Source organism: Nostoc sp., from assembly GCF_036917395.1.
Lineage (GTDB): Bacteria > Cyanobacteriota > Cyanobacteriia > Cyanobacteriales > Nostocaceae > Nostoc.
Genome location: NZ_JBALDI010000003.1, coordinates 227,642 through 249,017, shown reverse-complemented (window position 1 = coordinate 249,017; position 21,376 = coordinate 227,642). Strand labels below are relative to the sequence as shown.

18 protein-coding genes are annotated in these 21,376 nt (G+C 42.3%); 11 read left to right on the top strand and 7 right to left on the bottom strand.

The genetic code is table 11. The features are described from left to right. Both V7K46_RS02395 and V7K46_RS02390 read left to right on the top strand, forming a co-directional pair. Positions 1 to 336 (top strand): hypothetical protein (locus tag V7K46_RS02395; RefSeq protein WP_335110671.1); only part of this gene is annotated, 336 nt, incomplete at its 5' end. Positions 337 to 423: 87 nt separating this feature from the next. Then, positions 424 to 3,255 (top strand): pentapeptide repeat-containing protein, encoded by a 2,832-nt coding sequence (locus V7K46_RS02390; protein ID WP_335110669.1) that lies wholly within the window; start codon positions 424 to 426, stop codon positions 3,253 to 3,255. Between the two features lie 294 nt (positions 3,256 to 3,549). On the opposite strand, the gene V7K46_RS02385 is transcribed toward V7K46_RS02390, so the two are convergent. The 3 genes from V7K46_RS02385 to V7K46_RS02375 form a co-directional block, all read right to left on the bottom strand. Next, entirely contained in the window at positions 3,550 to 3,915 is a 366-nt protein-coding gene (locus tag V7K46_RS02385; RefSeq protein ID WP_335110667.1) for a hypothetical protein, read from the bottom strand. A gap of 361 nt (positions 3,916 to 4,276) precedes the next feature. Beyond that, complete coding sequence (locus tag V7K46_RS02380; protein WP_335110666.1) at positions 4,277 to 4,930, bottom strand: (2Fe-2S) ferredoxin domain-containing protein; 654 nt, start codon at positions 4,928 to 4,930, stop codon at positions 4,277 to 4,279. Positions 4,931 to 5,003: 73 nt separating this feature from the next. Next, positions 5,004 to 5,252, bottom strand: coding sequence for an Asr1405/Asl0597 family protein (locus tag V7K46_RS02375; protein ID WP_335110664.1), 249 nt, complete (start codon positions 5,250 to 5,252; stop codon positions 5,004 to 5,006). A 449-nt stretch (positions 5,253 to 5,701) separates the two neighbouring features. Between V7K46_RS02375 and V7K46_RS02370 the strand changes: the two genes are divergently transcribed. The 7 genes from V7K46_RS02370 (at position 5,702) to nblB (ending at position 14,890) form a co-directional block, all read left to right on the top strand. Beyond that, positions 5,702 to 6,256, top strand: a complete 555-nt coding sequence (locus tag V7K46_RS02370) for a Dps family protein (RefSeq protein ID WP_335110662.1) — start codon at positions 5,702 to 5,704, stop codon at positions 6,254 to 6,256. A gap of 617 nt (positions 6,257 to 6,873) precedes the next feature. Then, positions 6,874 to 10,140, top strand: a complete 3,267-nt coding sequence (gene carB, locus V7K46_RS02365; protein ID WP_335110659.1) for a carbamoyl-phosphate synthase large subunit — start codon at positions 6,874 to 6,876, stop codon at positions 10,138 to 10,140. Between the two features lie 653 nt (positions 10,141 to 10,793). Next, positions 10,794 to 11,750 (top strand): RNA polymerase sigma factor, RpoD/SigA family, encoded by a 957-nt coding sequence (locus tag V7K46_RS02360; protein WP_335110657.1) that lies wholly within the window; start codon positions 10,794 to 10,796, stop codon positions 11,748 to 11,750. Between the two features lie 249 nt (positions 11,751 to 11,999). Then, the gene (locus tag V7K46_RS02355) at positions 12,000 to 12,344 is read left to right on the top strand and encodes a DUF760 domain-containing protein (protein ID WP_335110655.1); all 345 of its coding nucleotides are present in this window, start codon (positions 12,000 to 12,002) and stop codon (positions 12,342 to 12,344) included. Positions 12,345 to 12,998: 654 nt separating this feature from the next. Then, complete coding sequence (mutT, locus tag V7K46_RS02350) at positions 12,999 to 13,415, top strand: 8-oxo-dGTP diphosphatase MutT (RefSeq protein WP_335110653.1); 417 nt, start codon at positions 12,999 to 13,001, stop codon at positions 13,413 to 13,415. Positions 13,416 to 13,697: 282 nt separating this feature from the next. Further along, a complete protein-coding gene (locus V7K46_RS02345; RefSeq protein ID WP_335110651.1) occupies positions 13,698 to 14,162 on the top strand; it encodes a CBS domain-containing protein in 465 nt (154 codons plus the stop codon). Between the two features lie 62 nt (positions 14,163 to 14,224). Beyond that, positions 14,225 to 14,890, top strand: coding sequence for a phycobilisome degradation protein NblB (gene nblB / locus V7K46_RS02340; RefSeq protein WP_335110649.1), 666 nt, complete (start codon positions 14,225 to 14,227; stop codon positions 14,888 to 14,890). 161 nt (positions 14,891 to 15,051) lie between these two features. Here the strand turns inward: nblB and V7K46_RS02335 are convergent, their stop codons facing one another. Then, complete coding sequence (locus V7K46_RS02335) at positions 15,052 to 15,798, bottom strand: PEP-CTERM sorting domain-containing protein (protein WP_335110647.1); 747 nt, start codon at positions 15,796 to 15,798, stop codon at positions 15,052 to 15,054. A gap of 539 nt (positions 15,799 to 16,337) precedes the next feature. After that, complete coding sequence (locus V7K46_RS02330; RefSeq protein ID WP_335110645.1) at positions 16,338 to 16,856, bottom strand: DUF456 domain-containing protein; 519 nt, start codon at positions 16,854 to 16,856, stop codon at positions 16,338 to 16,340. 214 nt (positions 16,857 to 17,070) lie between these two features. Between V7K46_RS02330 and V7K46_RS02325 the strand changes: the two genes are divergently transcribed. Next, entirely contained in the window at positions 17,071 to 17,985 is a 915-nt protein-coding gene (locus V7K46_RS02325; RefSeq protein ID WP_335110643.1) for a M48 family metallopeptidase, read from the top strand. A 127-nt stretch (positions 17,986 to 18,112) separates the two neighbouring features. On the opposite strand, the gene V7K46_RS02320 is transcribed toward V7K46_RS02325, so the two are convergent. Beyond that, positions 18,113 to 18,751: a cofactor assembly of complex C subunit B gene (locus V7K46_RS02320; protein WP_335110641.1), complete on the bottom strand. Its 639-nt coding sequence runs from the start codon at positions 18,749 to 18,751 to the stop codon at positions 18,113 to 18,115. Between the two features lie 109 nt (positions 18,752 to 18,860). Further along, positions 18,861 to 19,589, bottom strand: a complete 729-nt coding sequence (rpaB, locus tag V7K46_RS02315) for a response regulator transcription factor RpaB (protein WP_273769721.1) — start codon at positions 19,587 to 19,589, stop codon at positions 18,861 to 18,863. Between the two features lie 170 nt (positions 19,590 to 19,759). On the opposite strand from rpaB, the gene radA reads away from it, so the two are divergent. Further along, positions 19,760 to 21,286, top strand: coding sequence for a DNA repair protein RadA (gene radA, locus V7K46_RS02310; protein WP_335110639.1), 1,527 nt, complete (start codon positions 19,760 to 19,762; stop codon positions 21,284 to 21,286). Positions 21,287 to 21,376 lie beyond the last annotated feature (90 nt).

Sequence of the window (21,376 nt, the reverse complement as noted above, 5' to 3'; positions counted from 1 at the left end):
CCTTTTAGCCTGACGATTGAGCCTTTTAACCTGAACGTTGAGGCTTTGAGCCTGAGAGTTGAGCCTTTTAGCCTGACGATTGAGCCTTTTAACCTGAACGTTGAGGCTTTGAGCCTGAGAGTTGAGCCTTTTAGCCTGACGATTGAGCCTTTTAACCTCAACGTTGAGCCTTTTAACCTGAACGTTGAACCTTTGAGCCTGAGAGTTGAGCCTTTGAAGCTGACAGTTGAGCCTTTGAACCTCAACGTTGAGCTTTTGAGGCTGACAATTGAGCCTTTGAGGCTGACAATTGAGCCTTTGAGGTTGAAGTTACAAGTTTATCTAGAGAAATTATGAAATTTCCTGCTGGTTTTCAGGAAAAATCTGATCGAACATTGTTTAAATATATTGGCTCAGTACATCTACCAGCGTCATACAACAGCTATGAGCAATACCTCTGGATTTTCAGTCAGCAAACCTGTTGCATTATGGAATAAACCCATTAAAGCTGACTTTAAGGAACTATTCAAATCCCTAAGCAAAGGTGTGATAGATGGGGTCTTAGGTAAGTGGGAAGAGGTAGCCAAAGATGCTGTGGAAGCTACAGCAGCACTAGGTTTAGCAGCAGCACCAGAGGAAGTTGCTTGGTTACTAATTTACCGTTCTTTGGTAGAAGCAATAGTGAGTTTGATAAAAGAAAATCAAGAGTTACTGTTTGAAAAACCAAACGAGAGTGATCTTGAGCTATTGTGCGATCGCCTCAACGATTCCCTAGAAACTATAGAATTGCGTATTGACCAAGATTTTTTTAGCCGTCCCAAAGATTTGCCGATTCTGGAAGCGATTAAAACTGCTTTTGCGGACTGGTTAAAATACTTTAGCGTCAATCAAGCCCAGGCACAAACAATTAGTCATCGTCTTCCTACCTATTTTGTATATGCTCTACATGAAGAGTGGGCAAAACATCCCGAAAAATATGCTTGTTTAAAAGAAGAACTCGATACCCCTTTTACTCAAGCCAATGAACGAGAACAGTCATGGCAGCGTTATTTAGCTTGGCTACAAAAACAGGTTGAAGAACCGATGCTTTTAGAAGCTTTTGGTTTAAAACAGGTTTATGTTCCTTTACGCGCCTACTATAAGCAGAAAGTTGCAGGTGAAAAGTCAGAAGAATTTGAACGCCGGGTGAGAGACGATGAGAAATATCAGCGAGTCGTTCTGGATTTAGAAATTGAACTAGAAGCTTGGTTAGAAAAAGGCGATCGCAATGATGCCATTAGAGTGATTAGTGGTGGCCCAGGAAGTGGTAAATCTTCCTTTGCCAAAATCTTTGCAGCTAACCAAGCAGAAAAAGGGAAAATTCCGGTTTTATTTATTCCTTTGCACCATTTTGAACCCTCAGATGACTTAGTTGAGGCAGTTGCTAAGTTTGTGCGAGACGATGGCTTTCTCAGACATAATCCCCTAGACAAAGATAAGGCTGATTCCCGCTTACTGATTATCTTCGATGGTTTAGATGAGCTTGCCATGCAGGGCAAAATTGCCACTGAGATTGCTCAACAATTTGTGCGGGAAGTCCAAAGAAAAGTAGAGCGGTTTAATGTCCGTAAAACTTCCTTACAAGTATTAATCAGTGGTCGAGAATTGGTAGTGCAAGCAAATAGTAACGACTTTCGCCAACCACAGCAAATCTTGCATATCTTGCCTTATTTTGTGACTGAAGATGAGAGAACCAATTACATTGATCAGCAAAACTTGTTGCAGCAAGATCAACGTCAGATTTGGTGGCATAAATACGGCAATGCTAGCGGACGGGGATATGATTGCTTACCAAAAGAGTTAAACCAAGATAACCTGACAGAAATTACTGCCCAACCCTTGCTGAATTACTTGGTAGCATTGAGTTTTGACCAGCAAAATAAATTTCCTACAGACGGCAACCTGAATGCAGTTTATGCAAATTTGCTCACAGCAGTTTATCAGCGCGGTTGGGCTGGTTATCAACATCCGGCTATTCGTGGAATTGAGGAAAAAGACTTTGTTCGCATCCTCGAAGAAATTGCTTTAGCTTCCTGGCATGGAGATGGACGAACAACAACAGTAAAAGAGATTGAAGCCCATTGTGAACACAGTAGTTTAAAGAGTCTTTTAGACAAGTTTCAGGAAAGTGCAAAATTAGGTGTAACTCGTCTTTTGACTGCCTTTTATTTTCGTGAGAGTGGAGTTAAAGAACAGGAAAAAACTTTTGAATTTACTCACAAAAGTTTTGGTGAATATTTGACAGCAAAACGCATTGTGCGAGCAGTTAGACTCATTGATGAAAATCTGAAGGATCGCCACGAGAATCCAGATAAAGGATGGGATGAGCGCGAGGCTTTAAAAAGTTGGGCAGTTCTCTGCGGTGCATCCCCTATGGATGAATATCTTTTTAACTTTGTTGCGGATGAAATGCGTTTGCAGAATGCATCAGATGTTGGCAATTGGCAGCAGACATTATGCCATCTGATTGGTTTTATGTTGCGTCATGGAATGCCGATGGAACGCTTGACTCCCAGACCAGATTTTCAAGAAGAAAATCGACAAGCACGAAATGCAGAAGAAGCGTTGTTGGCTGTCTTAAATGCTTGTGCTAGAGTGACAAAGACAGTTTCAAAGATTCAATGGCATACTTCTGAAGCTTTCGGTATCTGGATTTCCCGCTTGCAAGGGCAAAGAATTGATATTGATACTGATGTGTTTTACTTGAATTGCCTAAGTTTTTTGGATTTACAAGGTTGTGTTTTAGTTTTTAAAGACTTTTTTGGGGCGAATCTTGAAGGGGCGAATCTTGCAGAGGCGAATCTTGCAGAGGCGAATCTTGCAGAGGCGAATCTTGCAGAGGCGAATCTTGCAGAGGCGAATCTTGAAGGGGCGAATCTTGAATGGGCAAATCTTGAAGGGACGAATTTTGTGAGAGCGAATCTTGTAGGGGCGAATCTTGTAGGGGCGAATCTTGTAGGGGCGAATCTTCAAGGAGCGTCTCTTGTAGTGACGAATCTTGAAGAGGCGTATCTTCAAGGAGCGAATCTTGAAGAGGCGTATCTTGTACGGGCGTATCTTCAAGGAGCGAATCTTGAGGAGGCGAATCTTGTAGGGGCGAATCTTAAAGGGGCGAATCTTAAAGGGGCGAATCTTAAAGGGGCGAATCTTAAAGGGGCGAATCTTGAAGGGACAATTCTTGAGGGCGAAAATTTAGCAGACTTAAATGAGGGTTCAGGTTCACACTCCGATGAGTGACTTACAAATATTAAGAATTTATAGACTGCATTACATTCTTAATACATCATTCTAAATACTTTCGATGCCTTACGCTGCTGCTAACGCACCTTACCAAACCAGCGCTCAACTCAATCGCATTAAAATATGAAGCGCTTTCTCCTTATCATGACAATATGTAGACAATGCCTACAGCAGGGCGGGCTACGCCTATGCAATGCTGTGCCCCTGCCGCATATAAGAAAAATTCAAAGTCTCTCTCCTTTTAGGAGAGAGATTTAGAGAGAGGTTTCCACATCCTGTGAAAAATCAAGTCTAAATCCACTCAAATCCCTGCGTAGCTAAAAATTCTTTAGCCGGTTCCAAAATATCTCTGCTTAAAATCAGCGTGACTTTTGGGGAATTAAGATACAAACGAAAACGCTTAATAATAAATAGTTCGTTAGCAGGTTCAATTTTCCTAATGGCACTCCAGGGAATCAACAACGGCGTAAGTCCAAAGCTAAACAAGAAAATACTCAGATAAATCCCTTGAGGAGTTATACCAACATTTAAAGTTCCTTTGTAGTCTACCAACCCCACACAACCGCTTTGCATTCGGGAGAAGTTTAGTGGCGGCGCTTCTTTGGTGCGGTAAAGTTTAGCGAGGCGATTCCAGTCATGACGGAATAGAAAAATCATGACTATCGTGGAAAATACAAAATAAACGATATATATCCACTGAGGGATATGTGGCATTTGTTTCTAAGTCATCGATGATTGACGCTTCCACTGTAAGCGATGTCTAACGACAAGTCTCTTTGCGCCTACGTATTCATCAATCAACCACGTTCCCTTGAATCTTTACAAATTATGGGAGCCATCCCGGTTAAAAATTGCTCAATAAAGACCCTATTAATTCAAAAAACTGGCCTTAATTAAAGCCAGTTTTTTGATCTTATTGCAAACTTTTAGCAAAGTTTACAGCCGAGTCTTAATGGAACACACTTGAAAAGCTATTATTAAACCTTCTCATTAAAATGTCAAGATTTCACTATTTATTTCAGTAAAGCTTGCCATTATATTTCGCCACTTCCCTTAAATTTTCAGGCTGTGCTGACATTTTGTCACCAAAATGCTGATTCATTAGTGCGGGGACTTGTGAAGCTTGAATTCGGCTATGGCGCGTTTTATCTGGCATAACTAGATTAGGTCCAGCTTTACAGTTCTTCATACAACCAGTGCCCTTGATTGTAACTTGGTCTTCTAAACCGCGATCGCTTAAAGCCGCCTCCAACGCTTGACAAACTGCTTTGCCACCGCGTTTTATACAATCAGACTTTTGACACACCAAAATCGTAGCTTTAGTCTTAGCTGGTTTTGCCTTGGTATTATCAATTGATGGGGGTTCTTGTACTGAAGTAGGCGTTTCAACTCTCCCCATCTCAGAACGCACCGCCATCACCCGTTCAGCTTTCAGTGTAACTGTGCCATCCTTCAAATCATGCATTTTGTAACCAACAACTTGCAGCCAAGTCCCTGGTGGTAAGCGTAAGTCAAAAGCAGCCCGTAAATGTTTAGCAAGTTTAATATAAAATTCACCCTCATGAGTCGCCAGTAGTAAGCCTTTAAGCTTATAGCCATCTTTAATAACAAAATTTATAAATCTGCCTTCAAGGCAAAATTCTGATACTTCCATACTGTGAGATCCACCCATTTTTTTTACCTCCTTTTAACTAATACAAGCTACTAAGTGAGATATTTTCAGCAGCAGCTAAAGATTATAACTGTTAGTAGCGACTTTGCCAGCAGTTCTCAAGAATCCAAATCTGGTCTTGACGGGAAGCTGTTAATTGCCGTATCACACTCCAAAGTTGAACAGCTGCTATAGGAGAGCCAATTTCAACTTTCAATGGCTGGTTAACCGTACAACTACAGGGAATGTCTAATTCCTTTAGGCGTTGATAGACTTGCCAGCGATCTGCCCAATTCACCTCTACAAGGTGCTTTATTTCTATTTCTGAACTAAACGATTTCAAGAGAATTGCCCTCAAGTGCAACAAACTTGGAGTAACTACCGCGATTTAACTCCCGGCTTTTTAAAAGTCTTAGGAGTGTAATCTCTTAAAACAGCATACCTTAAGTGCAAAGAATTCTCAGTAATTTTGGAAAAAAAATTAAATTTTTACAGTGATCGCATATTTAAAAGGGGATAAGGGAGATCAGCAAGACAAGGAGGATAAAGTAAATTTTTCTCTCCCGGCCCTTCTTGATGAGTAAGCATATTTAAGTCTATATGTCAATAATAATGATAAATACATGCAACTTGATGAGCGTGCCATCATCCAGCAAACAATAAACTTGAGACTTTTTGTAGGCAAAAATACAAAACCTTGTAATGGCAAATCGGCTTGTTATTATTATTAAAATGTTAATATGTAAGGAATGAGCAGTTAAAACCTATAACTGCTAAAGAGCGAGGAGAACAATGTCTGAAACGCAAACTTTGTTACGGAATTTTGGTCATATATATGACAATCCTGTGTTGCTGGATCACAGCGTAACTGCTCCAGTTACAGAAGGATTCAACGTTGTATTAGCCAGTTTCCAGGCACTATACTTGCAGTACCAAAAGCATCATTTTGTAGTTGAAGGCTCAGAATTTTACTCTCTGCATGAGTTCTTTAACGAAAGCTACACCCAAGTACAAGACCACATCCATGAAATTGGAGAACGCTTGGATGGACTAGGTGGTGTGCCAGTAGCTACCTTCAGCAAATTAGCAGAATTAACCTGTTTTGAGCAAGAATCTGAGGGCGTATATTCCTCTCGCCAAATGGTGGAAAATGACCTAGCCGCAGAACAAGCTATTCTGGGCGTGATTCGTCGTCAAGCTGCTCAGGCAGAGAGTTTAGGCGATCGGGGTACACGCTATCTGTATGAAAAGATTTTGTTGAAAACAGAGGAACGTGCATATCATTTGTCTCACTTCCTCGCCAAAGACAGCTTGACCTTAGGGTTTGTCCAAGCTGCTCAAAGCTAAAACTCTCATCATCTAGATTTGTCTACCTAGACTGAAAGAAAAAGTTGGCACCACTAACTCTTAAAATATTATAAAAAATGGCAGAGAATGATATCTTTATCTCTCTGCCATTTTTTAATCTAAGTAAATATATTCACATAATATTTAATGTTGAAAATATTTAGCAATTAACTAGTTAATAAATATTTTTAGCTAAGAAATTTATTTGTGCTGAATAATCAGATATATATATGCCAGAATAAATCACCATCTATTACAAAGTCTCACCAAATTAAATAATAAAGATTCCCAAAAGCTTTAAAATTTGAGCATCACAATTAAATAAAATTAGAAATACAAAATAATTGTTGGGTATTGGCAAACCCCTTTAAAACCTCGTTTCCAGCTAGAGGCTGGAAATATTCCTCATTGCAGCTCTGCCGCGAGTAAGGGAGGCAGAGCCTCAATCAGGGGGCATTCCCAGTCGGAGACTGGGAACGAGGTAATGAGGTAATCCCCCATTCCCCGCTCCCCTCTCTGTAATCAAACTTAGAAAACTTAATAATAAAAAGGACGATAGAGGGTAAAGACCCTTAAAATAATCAGGATTTGTATTCTCGTATTCCAAGGCAACCACTATGCCCCGCCGTGACGACCTCCGGAAGATTCTACTGTTAGGCTCTGGTCCAATTGTGATCGGACAAGCCTGTGAGTTTGACTACTCTGGCACTCAAGCCTGCAAAGCGCTGCGAGAAGAAGGCTACGAAGTGGTTTTGGTCAACTCCAACCCTGCAACGATTATGACCGACCCGGAAACGGCCGATCGCACTTACATTGAGCCGCTGACTCCGGAATTGGTCGAGAAAGTCATTGAGAAAGAACGCCCTGATGCTTTACTACCGACGATGGGAGGACAAACTGCCCTCAACCTCGCCGTTGCTTTAGCGAAAAATGGGGTATTGGAAAAGTACAGCGTTGAGTTAATCGGTGCAAAACTACCAGCCATTGAAAAAGCCGAAGATAGAAAACTTTTTGGTCAGGCAATGGCAAGGATTGGAGTAGCCGTGTGTCCCAGCGATACAGCCGAATCTTTGGAAGAAGCCAAAGCTGTTGCCCGCCAAATTGGTACTTATCCCCTAATTATTCGTCCAGCTTTCACAATGGGTGGAAGTGGCGGTGGCATTGCCTACAACCAAGAAGAATTTGAAGAAATGGCACAGGTAGGTATAGATGCCAGTCCCGTTTCGCAAATTCTCATTGACCAGTCTTTACTCGGCTGGAAAGAATATGAACTCGAAGTCATGCGTGATTTGGCAGATAACGTGGTGATTATCTGCTCCATCGAAAACCTTGACCCTATGGGCATCCACACTGGAGACTCGATTACCGTCGCTCCCGCGCAAACCCTCACTGATAAAGAATATCAAAGGCTGCGGGATATGGCAATTAAAATCATCCGCGAGATCGGTGTGGAAACTGGCGGCTCTAATATCCAGTTTGCCGTCAATCCAGTTACAGGGGATGTGGTTGTAATTGAGATGAACCCCCGTGTTTCCCGCAGTTCGGCTTTGTCTTCCAAAGCCACGGGTTTCCCGATCGCCAAAATGGCAGCCAAATTGGCTGTGGGCTACACCCTGGATGAAATTAAAAATGACATCACCAAGAAAACTCCGGCGTCCTTTGAGCCGACAATTGACTATGTGGTGACAAAAATCCCCCGCTTCGCCTTTGAAAAGTTCCCTGGTTCGGAACCAGTGCTGACAACCCAAATGAAGTCAGTCGGGGAAGCAATGGCAATTGGGCGGACGTTCAACGAATCTTTCCAAAAGGCACTGCGATCGCTAGAAACAGGACGTGCTGGTTGGGGTTGCGACAAAGCCGAGAAATTACCTAGTGGTGAACAAATTCGCGCCCAATTGCGGACACCTAACCCCGATCGCATTTTCGCCGTGCGTCATGCCTTGCAGCAAGGGATTAGTGCTGAGGAAATCTACGAACTTACTGGTATTGACCCGTGGTTTCTAGATAAATTTCAGCAACTGTTAGATGTCGAGAAATTCCTGAAGCGGACACCTTTGCAACAATTGACAAAAGAGCAACTTTATGAAGTGAAGCGGGACGGATATAGCGATCGCCAGATTGCCTATGCCACCAAAACCACCGAAGATGAAGTTCGCGCCTACCGCAAACAACTAGAAATTATCCCAGTTTACAAAACCGTAGATACCTGCGCCGCTGAGTTTGAAGCGTTTACCCCCTACTACTATTCTACCTACGAAGAAGAAACAGAGGTCTTGCCAGCAACCAAGCCAAAAGTGTTGATTTTGGGTGGTGGCCCCAACCGCATTGGGCAGGGAATTGAGTTTGATTATTGTTGTTGTCACGCCGCCTATGCTTTGAAGGAAGCGGGTTACGAGACAATTATGGTCAATTCAAACCCAGAAACAGTTTCGACAGACTACGATACCAGCGATCGCCTTTACTTTGAGCCGTTAACAAAAGAAGATGTTCTTAATATTATCGAAACTGAAAATCCAGTTGGGGTAATTATCCAGTTTGGCGGACAAACACCGCTGAAGTTGGCTCTGCCGTTACAAGAGTTTCTTAACAATGACACTTCAGAACTGATCACTAAAATTTGGGGTACATCACCAGATTCCATCGACATGGCAGAGAACCGGGAGCGGTTTGAAAAGATTCTCCAACAGTTGAATATTGCTCAACCGCCTAATGGTATCGCCCGGAGTTACGAAGATGCGTTGATTGTCGCCAAACGCATTGGCTATCCCGTGGTGGTGCGTCCCAGCTATGTGTTAGGGGGACGGGCAATGGAAATCGTTTATTCCGATGCTGAATTGGAACGCTACATGACCTTTGCGGTACTAGTGGAACCAGAACATCCGATTTTGATTGATAAGTTTTTGGAAAACGCGATTGAAGTCGATGTAGATGCGATCGCCGATCACACAGGACGGGTAGTGATTGGTGGCATCATGGAACACATCGAACAAGCGGGAATTCACTCAGGAGATTCCGCTTGTTCTTTACCCTCCATTTCCCTATCACCAGCAGTTCTCAATCAAATTCGCACTTGGACGGTGCAGCTAGCACAAGCGCTGTCAGTCGTGGGGTTGATGAATATCCAATTTGCCGTTGTTGGTGCAAGTAGTTATTCTCCCCAAGTTTACATTTTGGAAGCTAACCCCCGCGCCTCCCGTACAGTCCCATTTGTTTCTAAAGCAACGGGCGTACAGTTAGCGAAACTAGCATCGTTAATTATGTCAGGTAAAACCTTAGAGGAGCTACATTTCACCGAGGAAATCATTCCCACACATATTGCTGTAAAAGAAGCAGTATTACCCTTTAATAAATTCCCAGGAACTGATACAATATTAGGCCCAGAAATGCGATCTACTGGTGAGGTGATGGGGATTGACAGCGACTTTGGCCGGGCCTTTGCCAAAGCGGAAATGGGTGCTGGGGAGCGTTTACCACTGACGGGAACTGTATTTGTATCAATGAGCGATCGCGATAAAGCGTCTGCCGGTGCTGTGGTGAAGGAATTTATCGATTTGGGCTTTAAAGTGATGGCTACCCTTGGTACACGGCGAGTTCTCCTCGAACAGGGATTAAATATTGAATTAGTGTTAAAACTCCATGAAGGTCGTCCCCACGTCCTAGATGCAATCAAAAACCAGAAAATCCAACTTATTATCAACACACCTTCAGGGGAAGAAGCCCAGACTGATGCTAGGTTAATCCGCCGCACAGCCTTAGCTTATAAAATTCCCATCATTACTACCATCGCCGGTGCAAAAGCTACCGTCGCCGCCATCCATTCTTTACAAAATACGACTTTGGATGTAAAAACCATTCAAGAGTTCTGCCCGATTACCAGGGAGTAGGGGAAGCTGGCGTTGCAGGGGAAGCAGGGAGTGGGGGTAAACAGGGGAAAGAAGTAATTTTAATTCTCCCCCTTGCCCCCAGCAAGAACTGCCCCTCTGCTTCTTGTGCCCAATACAACTCTTGGAGAGACTGCGCCCTAAGCGTAGCTATGCCGCAGGCTTTACGATACCGCTCAGTACAAGTCTCCAAGAAAATTAAGTAATTGTTATAAGAGAATGACTATAGTTCTCATTAGAGATACCTTAACAAATATAAGGAAGCTTATGTCAACCAAATAATCTCTTAAATTGACTTCTAGTCAGCCTTGAGAGAAAGGACAATATTGGATGAACTGGAACAACCAGGAAATTTAATGTCGCCATATAGCCAAAATATTCTCATAAATGTTACAATTGTTAATAAGGTTTCTCTAGAAAAATGTTTAAGAAGCTACCTTTTATCTAACTGTAGATACTTGTGAGAAGTAGGAAATAACTGTAACTTTTAGCAGTTAAGAAGCCTAAATTTGATTATTATGAGCGCTACGTGTTTATCGGGCGCGTAAATTGCAAACCATAGTATGGGTTCCCAGTCTGACTGGGTAGCACCCTAATAAAGCATCTATCCCTTAATGACCCTACCGCCAAACCCATCATTACCAAAGAGTAGCGCCATGAAGACCGCTCAGACAGCCACAGACCTCGTGCGGACTTACCTGCGTGAGATTGGCCGTGTGCCACTCTTAACCCACGAGGAAGAGATTTTCTATGGGAAACAGGTGCAACGTTCCTGCGCTTTGCACGACTCAAGAGAATCTCTTGCCACCCAGTTAGGTCGTCAACCGACTTTAGAAGAGTGGGCCAAAGCGACAAAGTTAGAACCAGCAGATTTGAACGAAGCGATCGCTGATGGTGAAATTGCCAAGCGTAAGATGGTAGAAGCCAATTTGCGGCTGGTAGTCTCTGTTGCCAAAAAGTACATAAAACGCAACGTCGATTTACTGGACTTGATCCAAGAAGGTAGTATTGGTATGCAACGGGGTGTAGAAAAGTTTGACCCCACCAAAGGGTACAGGTTTTCTACCTATGCCTATTGGTGGATTCGGCAAGCGATCACCCGTGCTATAGCCGAAAAAGCTCGTACCATTCGGCTGCCTATCCATATTACTGAAAAATTAAATAAAATTAAAAAGGCACAGCGCCAATTGTCTCAAAAGTTGGGACGCGCTCCGACAGCTGGTGAGCTAGCTCAAGAATTAGAATTGACCCCCAAACAAGTGCGAGAGTATCTAGAAAAGGCGCGTTTGCCCCTTTCCTTGGATTTGCGGCTGGGTGATAATTATGACACAGAACTCGGAGAAATGCTAGAAGACCCAGGAGCATCTCCAGAAGAGTTTGTTATGCAATCTTCCCTATCTTATGACTTAGATCGCCTGATGGGCGACCTCACGTCACAGCAGAGGGAAGTGATCACGCTGCGCTTTGGCTTAACTGATGGGCAAGCACTGACTTTAGCTAGAATCGGTGAAATACTGAATATCAGCCGGGAACGAGTCCGGCAAATTGAGCGGGAAGCCTTAACCAAACTTCGCAAGTCTAAAGCCAACATGGATGAATATTTGGCAAGTTAGGAGTAGAGACGCGATTAATCGCGTCTGTACAGTTATGAGTTTTTAATTAACTCTTCACTCCTGACTTTATTTATTAGGGTGAGAAAATACGCTGACTTTGGTACGGTTACACCTACTTCCACTCTTACGCTAGGCTGTTAGATTAGTTGGCAGGAAGACAAAATAGCTAGCTAAGTCAAATCCAAAACAGGCATTTAATATTTAAATCACAAGCACCGCAGCCAGCAGTGGTAGTTAAGGAGCTAAATAATGAATAACCCATCCAATCATGTCTCAGAATTTTTCAATAGCGAATCAGAAACTAGCGATTTACTATGGCAGTACGTTAAATCCTTGAATCCTGAGACAGTTAGCCAACTATCTAAACCCACATCTGCCGAAGTGTTTCAGGTGATGGAACGGAATATTACAGGACTATTGGGTAATCTACCCTCAGAACATTTTGGCATTAACGTAACCACCAGTCGAGAAAGTCTGGGTAGGCTTCTGGCTTCTGCGATGATTAGTGGTTATTTCTTGCGTAACGCTGAACAAAGAATGAATTTTGAAATCGCCCTACAAGGGACTGAAAGCAACAACGGCGAAGTTGACTAGAAACATAAAATTTGGGAAATTCAATATTGTAGGGCTGATAACTACTCACAGTCACGGCGATCCAAATTGAAAATAAACCTCTGCAAAATCTTCGCCGCTAATTCCCAGTGATGCATCAGTTAAATTTTTTAAATATCCAAAAATAGTGACAAATTAGGGTTGAAATTTAAATGCATAGACTAAATGCATAGAGGCTTGCTTTCCGACAGGTAGCAGTGCAGAGGTTGGTGTAAAGTAACGCTGAGTTTTTGGATTTGGTTATGTAGTGAACTCCTGTAAGTTGGTAATTGAGTTCAACTAGAGGCGTATTGCTAAATGATTAATACACATTTGTGGATAAACTAACAGCGGTAGACGACCTTGGCAATAAATCAAAACTCGGCAGAATTCAAACCAATCTGCCGAATTTTGTTATTAGAAGTTAGTATCCCTTATCATCTAATACGCTTGGGTTAAGGCTAAAACTCTGTTATCAAAGTCAATTTTTTAACGAACCATTTACACTTACTTAAGCTATTCTAAATCTACACCATGTTTTCCGAGGTCTTAATATTTTCGTGTTTTCTAAGAATTATTAATATCACCTTTGTACGGATATGAATAGTACATGGATTTACCATTAGCAAAAGTAGTTCCTCATCTCCCCAATCAATTATGAGTGAAACCAGTTTTTTGCCACCCCATAAAATTATTGGTGTTGCAGTAATTTGGAATGACCAAAAGCAAATTTTAATCGATCGCCGTCGTCCAGAAGGAGCAATGGGTGGTTTGTGGGAATTTCCTGGTGGTAAAATTGAGCCTGGTGAAACTATCAGCGAGTGTATTCAACGGGAAATTTCCGAAGAACTGGGAATAGTAATTGAAGTGGGAGAGCATCTGATTACTATCGACCACAGCTATACAAACTTGCGCGTTACCCTCACAGTACATCACTGCCGCCATGTTACAGGTGTTCCCCAACCTTTGGAATCCGATGAAATTCGCTGGGTAACTTTGGAAGAACTGGAGCAGTTTACTTTTCCTAAAGCAAATACTCAAATTATTGCTGCCTTAAAAGGGACTGGGAACTAGAAAGAAGTAGGGGGAGCAGGGAGAGCAGGGAGAGCAGGGAGTGGGCAAAAAGAGGAGAAAGAAGTAATTTTAATTCTCCCCCTTGCCCCCAGCAAGAACTGCCTCTTGTGCCCTATACAACTCTTGAAGAGGCTGCGCCCTAAGCGTAGCTATACCGCAGGCTTTACGACGCTGCTCAGTACAAGTGCCCAATAGCGTAACAATCTATTAATTGCATCAGGTTGAGTCCCGCAATTTTCTACAATAGGCGCAGGGACTTTGATTAAAGGTGTCAGTAAATAAATGCCTAAAACCGTTGCCGATGTGATGAGCCGCGATCCAGTTGTCGTTCGGACAGAAACTCCACTCAACGAAGCTATTCAAATTCTTGCAGAACGCCACTTTAGCGGATTACCTGTTGTGGATGATGTCGGTAAATTGGTGGGCATTATCTCGGAAACCGATTTAATGTGGCAAGAAACTGGTGTTACTCCACCTGCGTACATTATGTTTCTTGATAGCGTTATCTATTTAAAAAATCCTGCTACATATGAACGTGACTTGCACAAGGCACTAGGGCAAACCGTTGGGGAGGTGATGAGTAAAAACCCGATCGCTATTTCCCCTGATAAAACTTTAAAGGAAGCCGCTACAATCATGCACGATCGCAGTGTTCACCGATTACCAGTACTTGAGGGCACGGGTGAAGTAATTGGTATCCTCACTCGTGGTGATATTATTCGGGCTATGGCAGCAACTCAAGATTAGTCAGTTAACAGTTATCAAACTGTTAACTATTTTTTACACCTTTGAAAATCAAGGATAACTAAATGAGTATTAATGCGGAGTCTGTTAAGCAATTGCTCAGTTCTGAGGATTTAGGCGATCGCTTACGTGCAGTAAATCAAATCCGCCAACTGGAACCTGCGATCGGCTTTGAATTAATTCAAAATGCTATTGGCGATAGCAATTCCCGTGTCCGTTACTCGGCGGTGAGTCAAATGGATACACTCGGAACGCAGGATTTACAATTATCTTTGGATATCTTGCGCGATCGCTTGCTTCATGACTCTGAAGTAGATGTACAAGCAGCAGCAGCAGACTGTTTGGGTGCTCTGAAGTTACATGAAGCTTTTGAAGACTTGCAACAGCTTTACCATACAACCGATGAATGGCTAATCCAATTCAGTATCATTGCTACATTAGGAGAGTTGGGCGATCCACGAGCTTTTGAATTACTCAAAGAGGCACTCTCATCAGAAAACGAATTAGTTCAAACTGCTGCTATTAGTTCTTTGGGTGACTTGGGAGATTTACAGGCAGTTACCCTGTTGGCTCCCTATGCTACCAATCCAGATTGGCAAATTCGTTACAGAGTTGTACAAGCCTTGGCTCGTTTGGATAGTGCAGAAGCCAAATCTATATTAGAAACTCTGGCTAATGATCAAGTAGAAGCGATCGCAACTGAAGCCAAAAATTCTTTGCAATCAGTTTAAGTCTATCTAAGGTTAAGAAAAGTCATCCTTAAATAGATTTATCTCACAGGAGCAAAAAATTCAATCTGGTTGGAAAAATTTTGCATTCCAGCCAGATCGAATAGATAAATTAGAGTTACTTTTAGTTTCTAAAAGTAACTTTTTTATATTTATGATCGGTCTTATTGAACGACACCTTTGCGGCGGCGAGACATAGCCATTACTCCACCTACTGCACCCAAGCCTAGTAATGCAGCTGGTTCAGGAACGGAAGTGGTAAAGGTAGAACCAGAAAAAGTCAAATTAGCCAATGAACCGTCAGCAGTATCGAGAATTGAATTTGCCTGAGCAACAGTAGTATTATTTCTTTGGAAAGATAAGCTTCCTGCTCCATTAGTTATCTCTCCAGTTGCGCTGGTAAAGTACCCCCGCAGATCAACGGCTATAGTAATGTTTGCACCTGTCTGGGTTATTTGATAACCAGAAGATGTCAACGTAAAAATATTACTGCCATCCGCTAGAGAAGCTGTATTTTCTCCAGGCATAATAATACCAGGAATTGTAAGATTACCAAGGTCTAGAAATGGATTTTGCACAGTATCGCTTGCAAATGAAATGATATCACGTATACTGGCTGAATTGAAACCTAAGAAGCTTCCTGTCTGAGCAGCAACTCCAACTGGAGTACTCTTTACTCCATTGGAATCTGCAATAATGCTATCTGGAGTAAACGTAAGCGAATCTTTTTTCAATGTCACTAAGCTGCTGGCAAATGGATTCACAGTTGTACCACCGTTAAAACTGAACTCACCTGTGAGTGCAGCAGCTTGTGCAGATCCAGCAGATGTAAACAACCCCGCAGTCGTTAAGGGGAGTGCAGCAGTAAGAGCTAAAGTTGCATTTAGTAATTTAGATTTAAAATTAATCATTGTTGTTTGAGGCTCGTAGTAATAACCTTAAATTAGAGCGATCGCTTTACTTTTAATCTCAGTAATTTATGGAAACTACTGTCAGTGAAAGTGAAACTTGTCTAATGTATTTCTTATCTCCATGAAATCACATAGACTTAGAGCCTGCAAGATTTACTGAGTGGTCTTCATCACATCTTTGATGTATTACTATGCTTCATGAAATTTTAATTACTTACATACCTATGCTTCATATATCTTTTATTTCACAGGGTTTAAATTGTTGGCAATAGCTCTGACTTGAAGAAAGGTAATCGTATAAGTACAATGGATATTTTTAATACTTCAATTTCCTCAACTATATTTTAGATAAATGGAGTATGCAGTGTATCTATAATCTCTCTAGTTACTAATATTTACTGAAACTGTTCCTCTCAGAGAATAAATGGGAGGAACCGCTGTATTTGTTTACTATGGATAGTCTTTGTTATCAAATTGAATGTTTATAATAAATAGCTAACTGTTACCGCTGTTCTCAAATCTGTCAGATTTTTCAAATGTTAAGAGCCAAATACCTGTGGCCAAGTTGTCACAACGAAAACTACAACTGCGGCGATCGCTAACAACCCTTGAATCAAATTTCCAACTAAAGACCCGACTATAATTCCTATACCCGCCTTAACCGCCAACCCTAATTCACGTCGGTAAAAGTACTCACCAATAATTGCTCCCAAAAGCGGCCCTAGTAAAATTCCTAACAGTGGCCCCCCAAAAGGCAGTGTTGGTAATAATCCCAAAAATCCCACGACCAAACCGACAATTGCGCCAATTTGCCCCCACTTGCTAGCTCCAGCTTGTCTTGCTCCCACATAGCTAGCTAAAAAATCCACTCCGACACTGAGCAGTAAAACTATAACTGTCACAATTAGTGGAATCTTGATAGCTGCAAAGGAACTACTAACGATTCCCCAAACGAGAATTGCAATTAAAATTAAACTGCTACCAGGAATGGCTGGAACTACGGCACCGATAACACCCACAACCATTACGGCAATTAATAACCAATAAGTAATTTGCATAGATCAATTGTAAATTTCCTCGTAAGGGCGCACAGCCGTGCGTCCCTACTGTATATTCTATCTGGGCAAGATGGTGACAAATGCTTAGTACGCTGTGGTGGAATGCCTACTTTTAACCAGTTGCTCGAAGTCCGTTGTCTTAATTGAGATGGTAGCTGGATTTATGCCGTATCGCCTAATGCTTCCTAAACTGCTATTTTAAAGCTCAAAACCCATGACGAGAAAAATATTAACTGGACTAAGTTCTAAAACTTACGAACACCCCTTTGATCGCAAAGCCTTGGCTTCTTTACAAAATATGCCCGGTGTCTCCCTGCTACTCAAAAAAGTTAACGAATATGGCATTGATCGCTTACTCAGATTGCAAAGCCTTGGTAGTGAAATCAGAATTTCGCCCCGTAATTTTCCGCAATTGCATCAGACATTTGTAGAAACCTGCCAAATTCTTGATGTTGCTCCACTTCCTGAATTGTATCTGTTTCAAGGCACAGGTCACATTCAAACTTACATTGTTGGGGTGGAAAAACCCCTTGTTGGTATCAATTTAGATGGAATGGAGTGGCTTGACCCTGATGAGTTACTTTACGTTTTTGGACACGAAGTTGCTCGTATCAAGAGTCAGCATATGGTTTATCACCAAATGGCAATTGTGATGCCGACTTTGAAAAATTTGTTGAGCAGTACCACACTGGGTGTGGGTGGCTTAGTAGCCAGTGGAATGGAACTGGGTTTGTACAATTGGCGAATGATGGCTAGGTTCACTGCTGATCGGGCTGGTTTGCTGGCTTGTCAGGATATTGAGGTAGCAACCACTACACTGATGAAACTCGCAGGTTTACCAGACGAGTACTTGACTACTGCTGTAATCGAAGATTTCCTCGGACAAGCCCGTGAGTTTGCATCCAATAACTTTGATAGTGTTGATCGGATCACCAAAATATTAAGCTATACAGAATCTGGGCTTTCCTGGGTGGTTATGCGGGCTGGCGAGTTATTAAAATGGGTTGATTCAGGAGAATATGATAATTTAATTCAACAGAAAAATTTAAAGATACCGGAAGAACCCGAAGAAAAAGAAGGAGAGACACCACAGGAAAAGGAAGGTTGGAATTTTTTGACTTCTTGGTGATTGAATTTTAGATTTTAGATTTTAGATTTTGGATTGCTGATAGCGTAGCGTAAAGCCTTGCTCCAGAACTTGGGGCAAAATCCCCAAGTCTCACCAAAATTAGCTTACTTCTAAACTAGCGAATAACCTAAGTATTAAGAGTAACGGCTAATTTATCAGCAATTCCCGCAATCCAGTTTTCATCTTGTTTGGTGTAACTGCGAGGAGCATTCGCTCCCAAAATAAGCGCACCTTGATTGCCAATAGGTTGACAAATTACACCTTGAGTATTTTCTGGTAAATAATCAAATTCAAACTTACCTGGATATATTTTTAGAGCAACTAGATAAATCGGCTTTTGTTTTTCGAGTACCTGTTTTAAAATTACTCCTGGTACAACCTCAGATTTAGTACCCAGAATACCGCGACGCAACAAAACTTTACCTTGATAAAAAACCACCAGCGATCGCGTTACTGTATTAGTCAACAATAAATGAGATGCCCAAGCTAGTTCTGTTTTCACAGCTTCAGGTAAATCTGCTGCTAGGACAAAACCAACTTCACCAATTAGTTCTACAGTATCAGGCGATCGCGGCTGAACTTGCTGCCAAATCAAACCCGTCAAAATTAACACTGCACTTAAAATCACGCCTACCACATCACCACGCGATTGAGATTGGGTTAGTTCCAGTGTCAACAAACGGTTAATTAACAAAAGCACAGCGCCTAGCCCACCCACAACAATGGGTAGACGCCGCAAAACTCGATTAGGATCAGATTTAGTCATCCTTGGGTAAAGTTATAAGTTATGAGTTATGAGTTGAAGAAAGTTTTTAACTCCTGTAGAGACGCGATTAATCGCGTCTCTACTTCTAATTCCTCACTCCTAACTATTTTCACTCCTCCCCTGGTTCAATAATCCGCTGAAAAAGATAACCAGTACCCCGCGCTGTGAGAATCAATTCTGGGTTGCTAGGATCATCTTCTAACTTTGCCCGTAAACGGGATATATGCACATCTACTACACGGGTATCCACATGACGTTCTGGTGTGTAACCCCAAACTTCCTGCAAAATTTCCGAACGGGAAAAAGCTTCTCCAGAGCGACTTACTAACAACTCTAATAAGCTGAACTCCATACCTGTCAATCGAATGCGCTCATCGCCTTTGTAGACTTGTCGCTTATTCGTATCGATTTTAATAATAGCGACATGAATTACCCCAGAACTGGGAATACCAGATCCACTAGTTTTGTCTACCCGCCGCAGTACCGAGCGAATTCGAGCTTCTAGCTCCTTCGGGGAGAATGGTTTAACTACATAGTCATCAGCACCTAATTCTAGTCCAGTGATGCGATCGGCTACATCCCCCAAGGCTGTTAGCATAATAATGGGGACATCTGATTCTTTTCGTAATTCTTGACATACACCGTAGCCGTCTAGCTTTGGCATCATTACATCCAAAACTACCAGGTCAGGATCAGTTTTGCGAAAAGTTTCCAAAGCTTCTTCCCCATCGCCAGCTGTCACTACATCGTAGCCAATCATGGAAAGGCGCGTTTCCAAAATCCGGCGAATGCTGGCTTCGTCATCTACCACCAAGATTTTTTCTTTATGGCTTTCCAAGTTTTTCAACGCTCCTTCACTAAAAATTTACATGATTAATTTTTAATACCATAATATTAAGATATCATTCCATCAATTGATTTGGAAAAAGCTCTAAATACTACTATTATTGGTTTTTAGTTTTTCCCAAGAACTAAGCAAATATTAAGAATATTTAATAAGATTTAAGAATGGCAAAGCCAAAAACCTTTTACGTTTGTAACGAATGTGGAGCAGAATCGCCCCAGTGGTTTGGTAAGTGCCCAGCTTGCGGCACATACAATTCTTTAGAAGAACAGATCACTATCCAGTCTTCAGTAGATGTACCCAGTCGAGGGGGAGTTAGTAGTTGGCAATCAACTCAAACCAATGGCAAATCTCACGCTAAACCAGCTAAAGCGCGAGCCTCTTTAACATTTGACCAAATTACCGATCGCCAAATTGCTCGATGGGAGTCTGGTTATGAAGAATTAGATCGGGTGCTTGGTGGTGGAGTTGTCCCAGGTTCTATGGTGCTGATTGGTGGTGATCCGGGTATTGGGAAATCGACTTTATTGTTGCAAGTATCAAATCAATTAGCACAGAAATATCGCATCCTTTACGTAACTGGTGAAGAATCGGGACAGCAGGTAAAATTACGAGCTTCTCGTTTGGGAGTATCAAAAAGCGTAAATCTGGTTAATGAGCAGGAGGGAACAGTGGTAGTAGATACTACACTACCCATAGACCCTGACAGTATAGGTGCAGATTTATATGTATTGCCAGAAACAGATTTAGAAGAAATTTTACGGGAAATAGACTCTCTAAAACCAAACGTGGCGGTGATTGATAGTATCCAAACGGTGTTCTTTCCGGCGCTGACTTCTGCACCCGGTTCGGTGGCTCAGGTACGGGAATGTACAGCAGCATTGATGAAGGTGGCGAAGCACGAAGATGTGACTATGCTGATTGTGGGACACGTCACCAAAGAAGGAGCGATCGCTGGGCCAAAAGTTTTAGAACATTTAGTAGACACAGTGTTGTATTTTGAAGGCGATCGCTTTGCCTCCCATCGGTTATTACGGACAGTGAAAAACCGCTTCGGCGCAACTCACGAAATCGGCATCTTTGAAATGGTAGCCGAGGGACTGCGGGAAGTTGCCAACCCCTCAGAGTTATTTTTAGGTAACCGTGACGATCCTGCGCCTGGTACTGCCATTGTCGTTGCATGCGAAGGCACTCGCCCGATAGTTGTGGAATTGCAAGCTTTGGTGAGTCCCACCAGCTACCCTTCTCCCCGGCGTGCTGGTACTGGCGTAGATTACAACCGCTTGGTACAAATTCTCGCCGTCTTAGAAAAACGGGTGGGAATTCCGATGTCCAAGTTAGATTCCTACGTTGCTTCTGCGGGTGGGTTGAATGTGGAAGAACCAGCCGTAGATTTAGGAATAGCGATCGCGATCGTTGCCAGTTTCCGCGATCGCATAGTTGACCCAGGTACAGTATTAATCGGTGAAGTTGGGTTAGGCGGACAAGTGCGATCGGTTTCCCAAATGGAACTGCGGTTGAAAGAAGCTGCTAAGTTGGGATTTAAACGAGCGATCGTGCCAAAAGGGACAAAATTTCCCGATCTTAATATTGAGATATTACCAGTATCCAAAGTAATAGATGCAATTATCGCCGCTATCCCCCATCAGGAACTGACAACCGACGATTTAGAATTCGATGAAGATGAGTAACCATAACCCCCTTTTTTAAGGGGGTTGTGGGGGTCTAAATAGAGTCAAACACCAGGGTAAAATCCGAGATAACACCACACCAAAGGACAA

Coding starts and splice junctions, on each gene's coding strand:
- V7K46_RS02370 (WP_335110662.1), top strand. CDS start 5,702: ATGTCTGAAACGCAAACTTTGTTACGGAATTTTGGTCATATATATGAC.
- carB (WP_335110659.1), top strand. CDS start 6,874: ATGCCCCGCCGTGACGACCTCCGGAAGATTCTACTGTTAGGCTCTGGT.
- V7K46_RS02355 (WP_335110655.1), top strand. CDS start 12,000: ATGAATAACCCATCCAATCATGTCTCAGAATTTTTCAATAGCGAATCA.
- V7K46_RS02335 (WP_335110647.1), bottom strand. CDS start 15,798: ATGATTAATTTTAAATCTAAATTACTAAATGCAACTTTAGCTCTTACT.
- mutT (WP_335110653.1), top strand. CDS start 12,999: ATGAGTGAAACCAGTTTTTTGCCACCCCATAAAATTATTGGTGTTGCA.
- V7K46_RS02345 (WP_335110651.1), top strand. CDS start 13,698: ATGCCTAAAACCGTTGCCGATGTGATGAGCCGCGATCCAGTTGTCGTT.
- nblB (WP_335110649.1), top strand. CDS start 14,225: ATGAGTATTAATGCGGAGTCTGTTAAGCAATTGCTCAGTTCTGAGGAT.
- V7K46_RS02325 (WP_335110643.1), top strand. CDS start 17,071: ATGACGAGAAAAATATTAACTGGACTAAGTTCTAAAACTTACGAACAC.
- V7K46_RS02385 (WP_335110667.1), bottom strand. CDS start 3,915: ATGATTTTTCTATTCCGTCATGACTGGAATCGCCTCGCTAAACTTTAC.
- V7K46_RS02380 (WP_335110666.1), bottom strand. CDS start 4,930: ATGGGTGGATCTCACAGTATGGAAGTATCAGAATTTTGCCTTGAAGGC.
- V7K46_RS02390 (WP_335110669.1), top strand. CDS start 424: ATGAGCAATACCTCTGGATTTTCAGTCAGCAAACCTGTTGCATTATGG.
- V7K46_RS02360 (WP_335110657.1), top strand. CDS start 10,794: ATGAAGACCGCTCAGACAGCCACAGACCTCGTGCGGACTTACCTGCGT.
- V7K46_RS02320 (WP_335110641.1), bottom strand. CDS start 18,751: ATGACTAAATCTGATCCTAATCGAGTTTTGCGGCGTCTACCCATTGTT.
- radA (WP_335110639.1), top strand. CDS start 19,760: ATGGCAAAGCCAAAAACCTTTTACGTTTGTAACGAATGTGGAGCAGAA.
- V7K46_RS02330 (WP_335110645.1), bottom strand. CDS start 16,856: ATGCAAATTACTTATTGGTTATTAATTGCCGTAATGGTTGTGGGTGTT.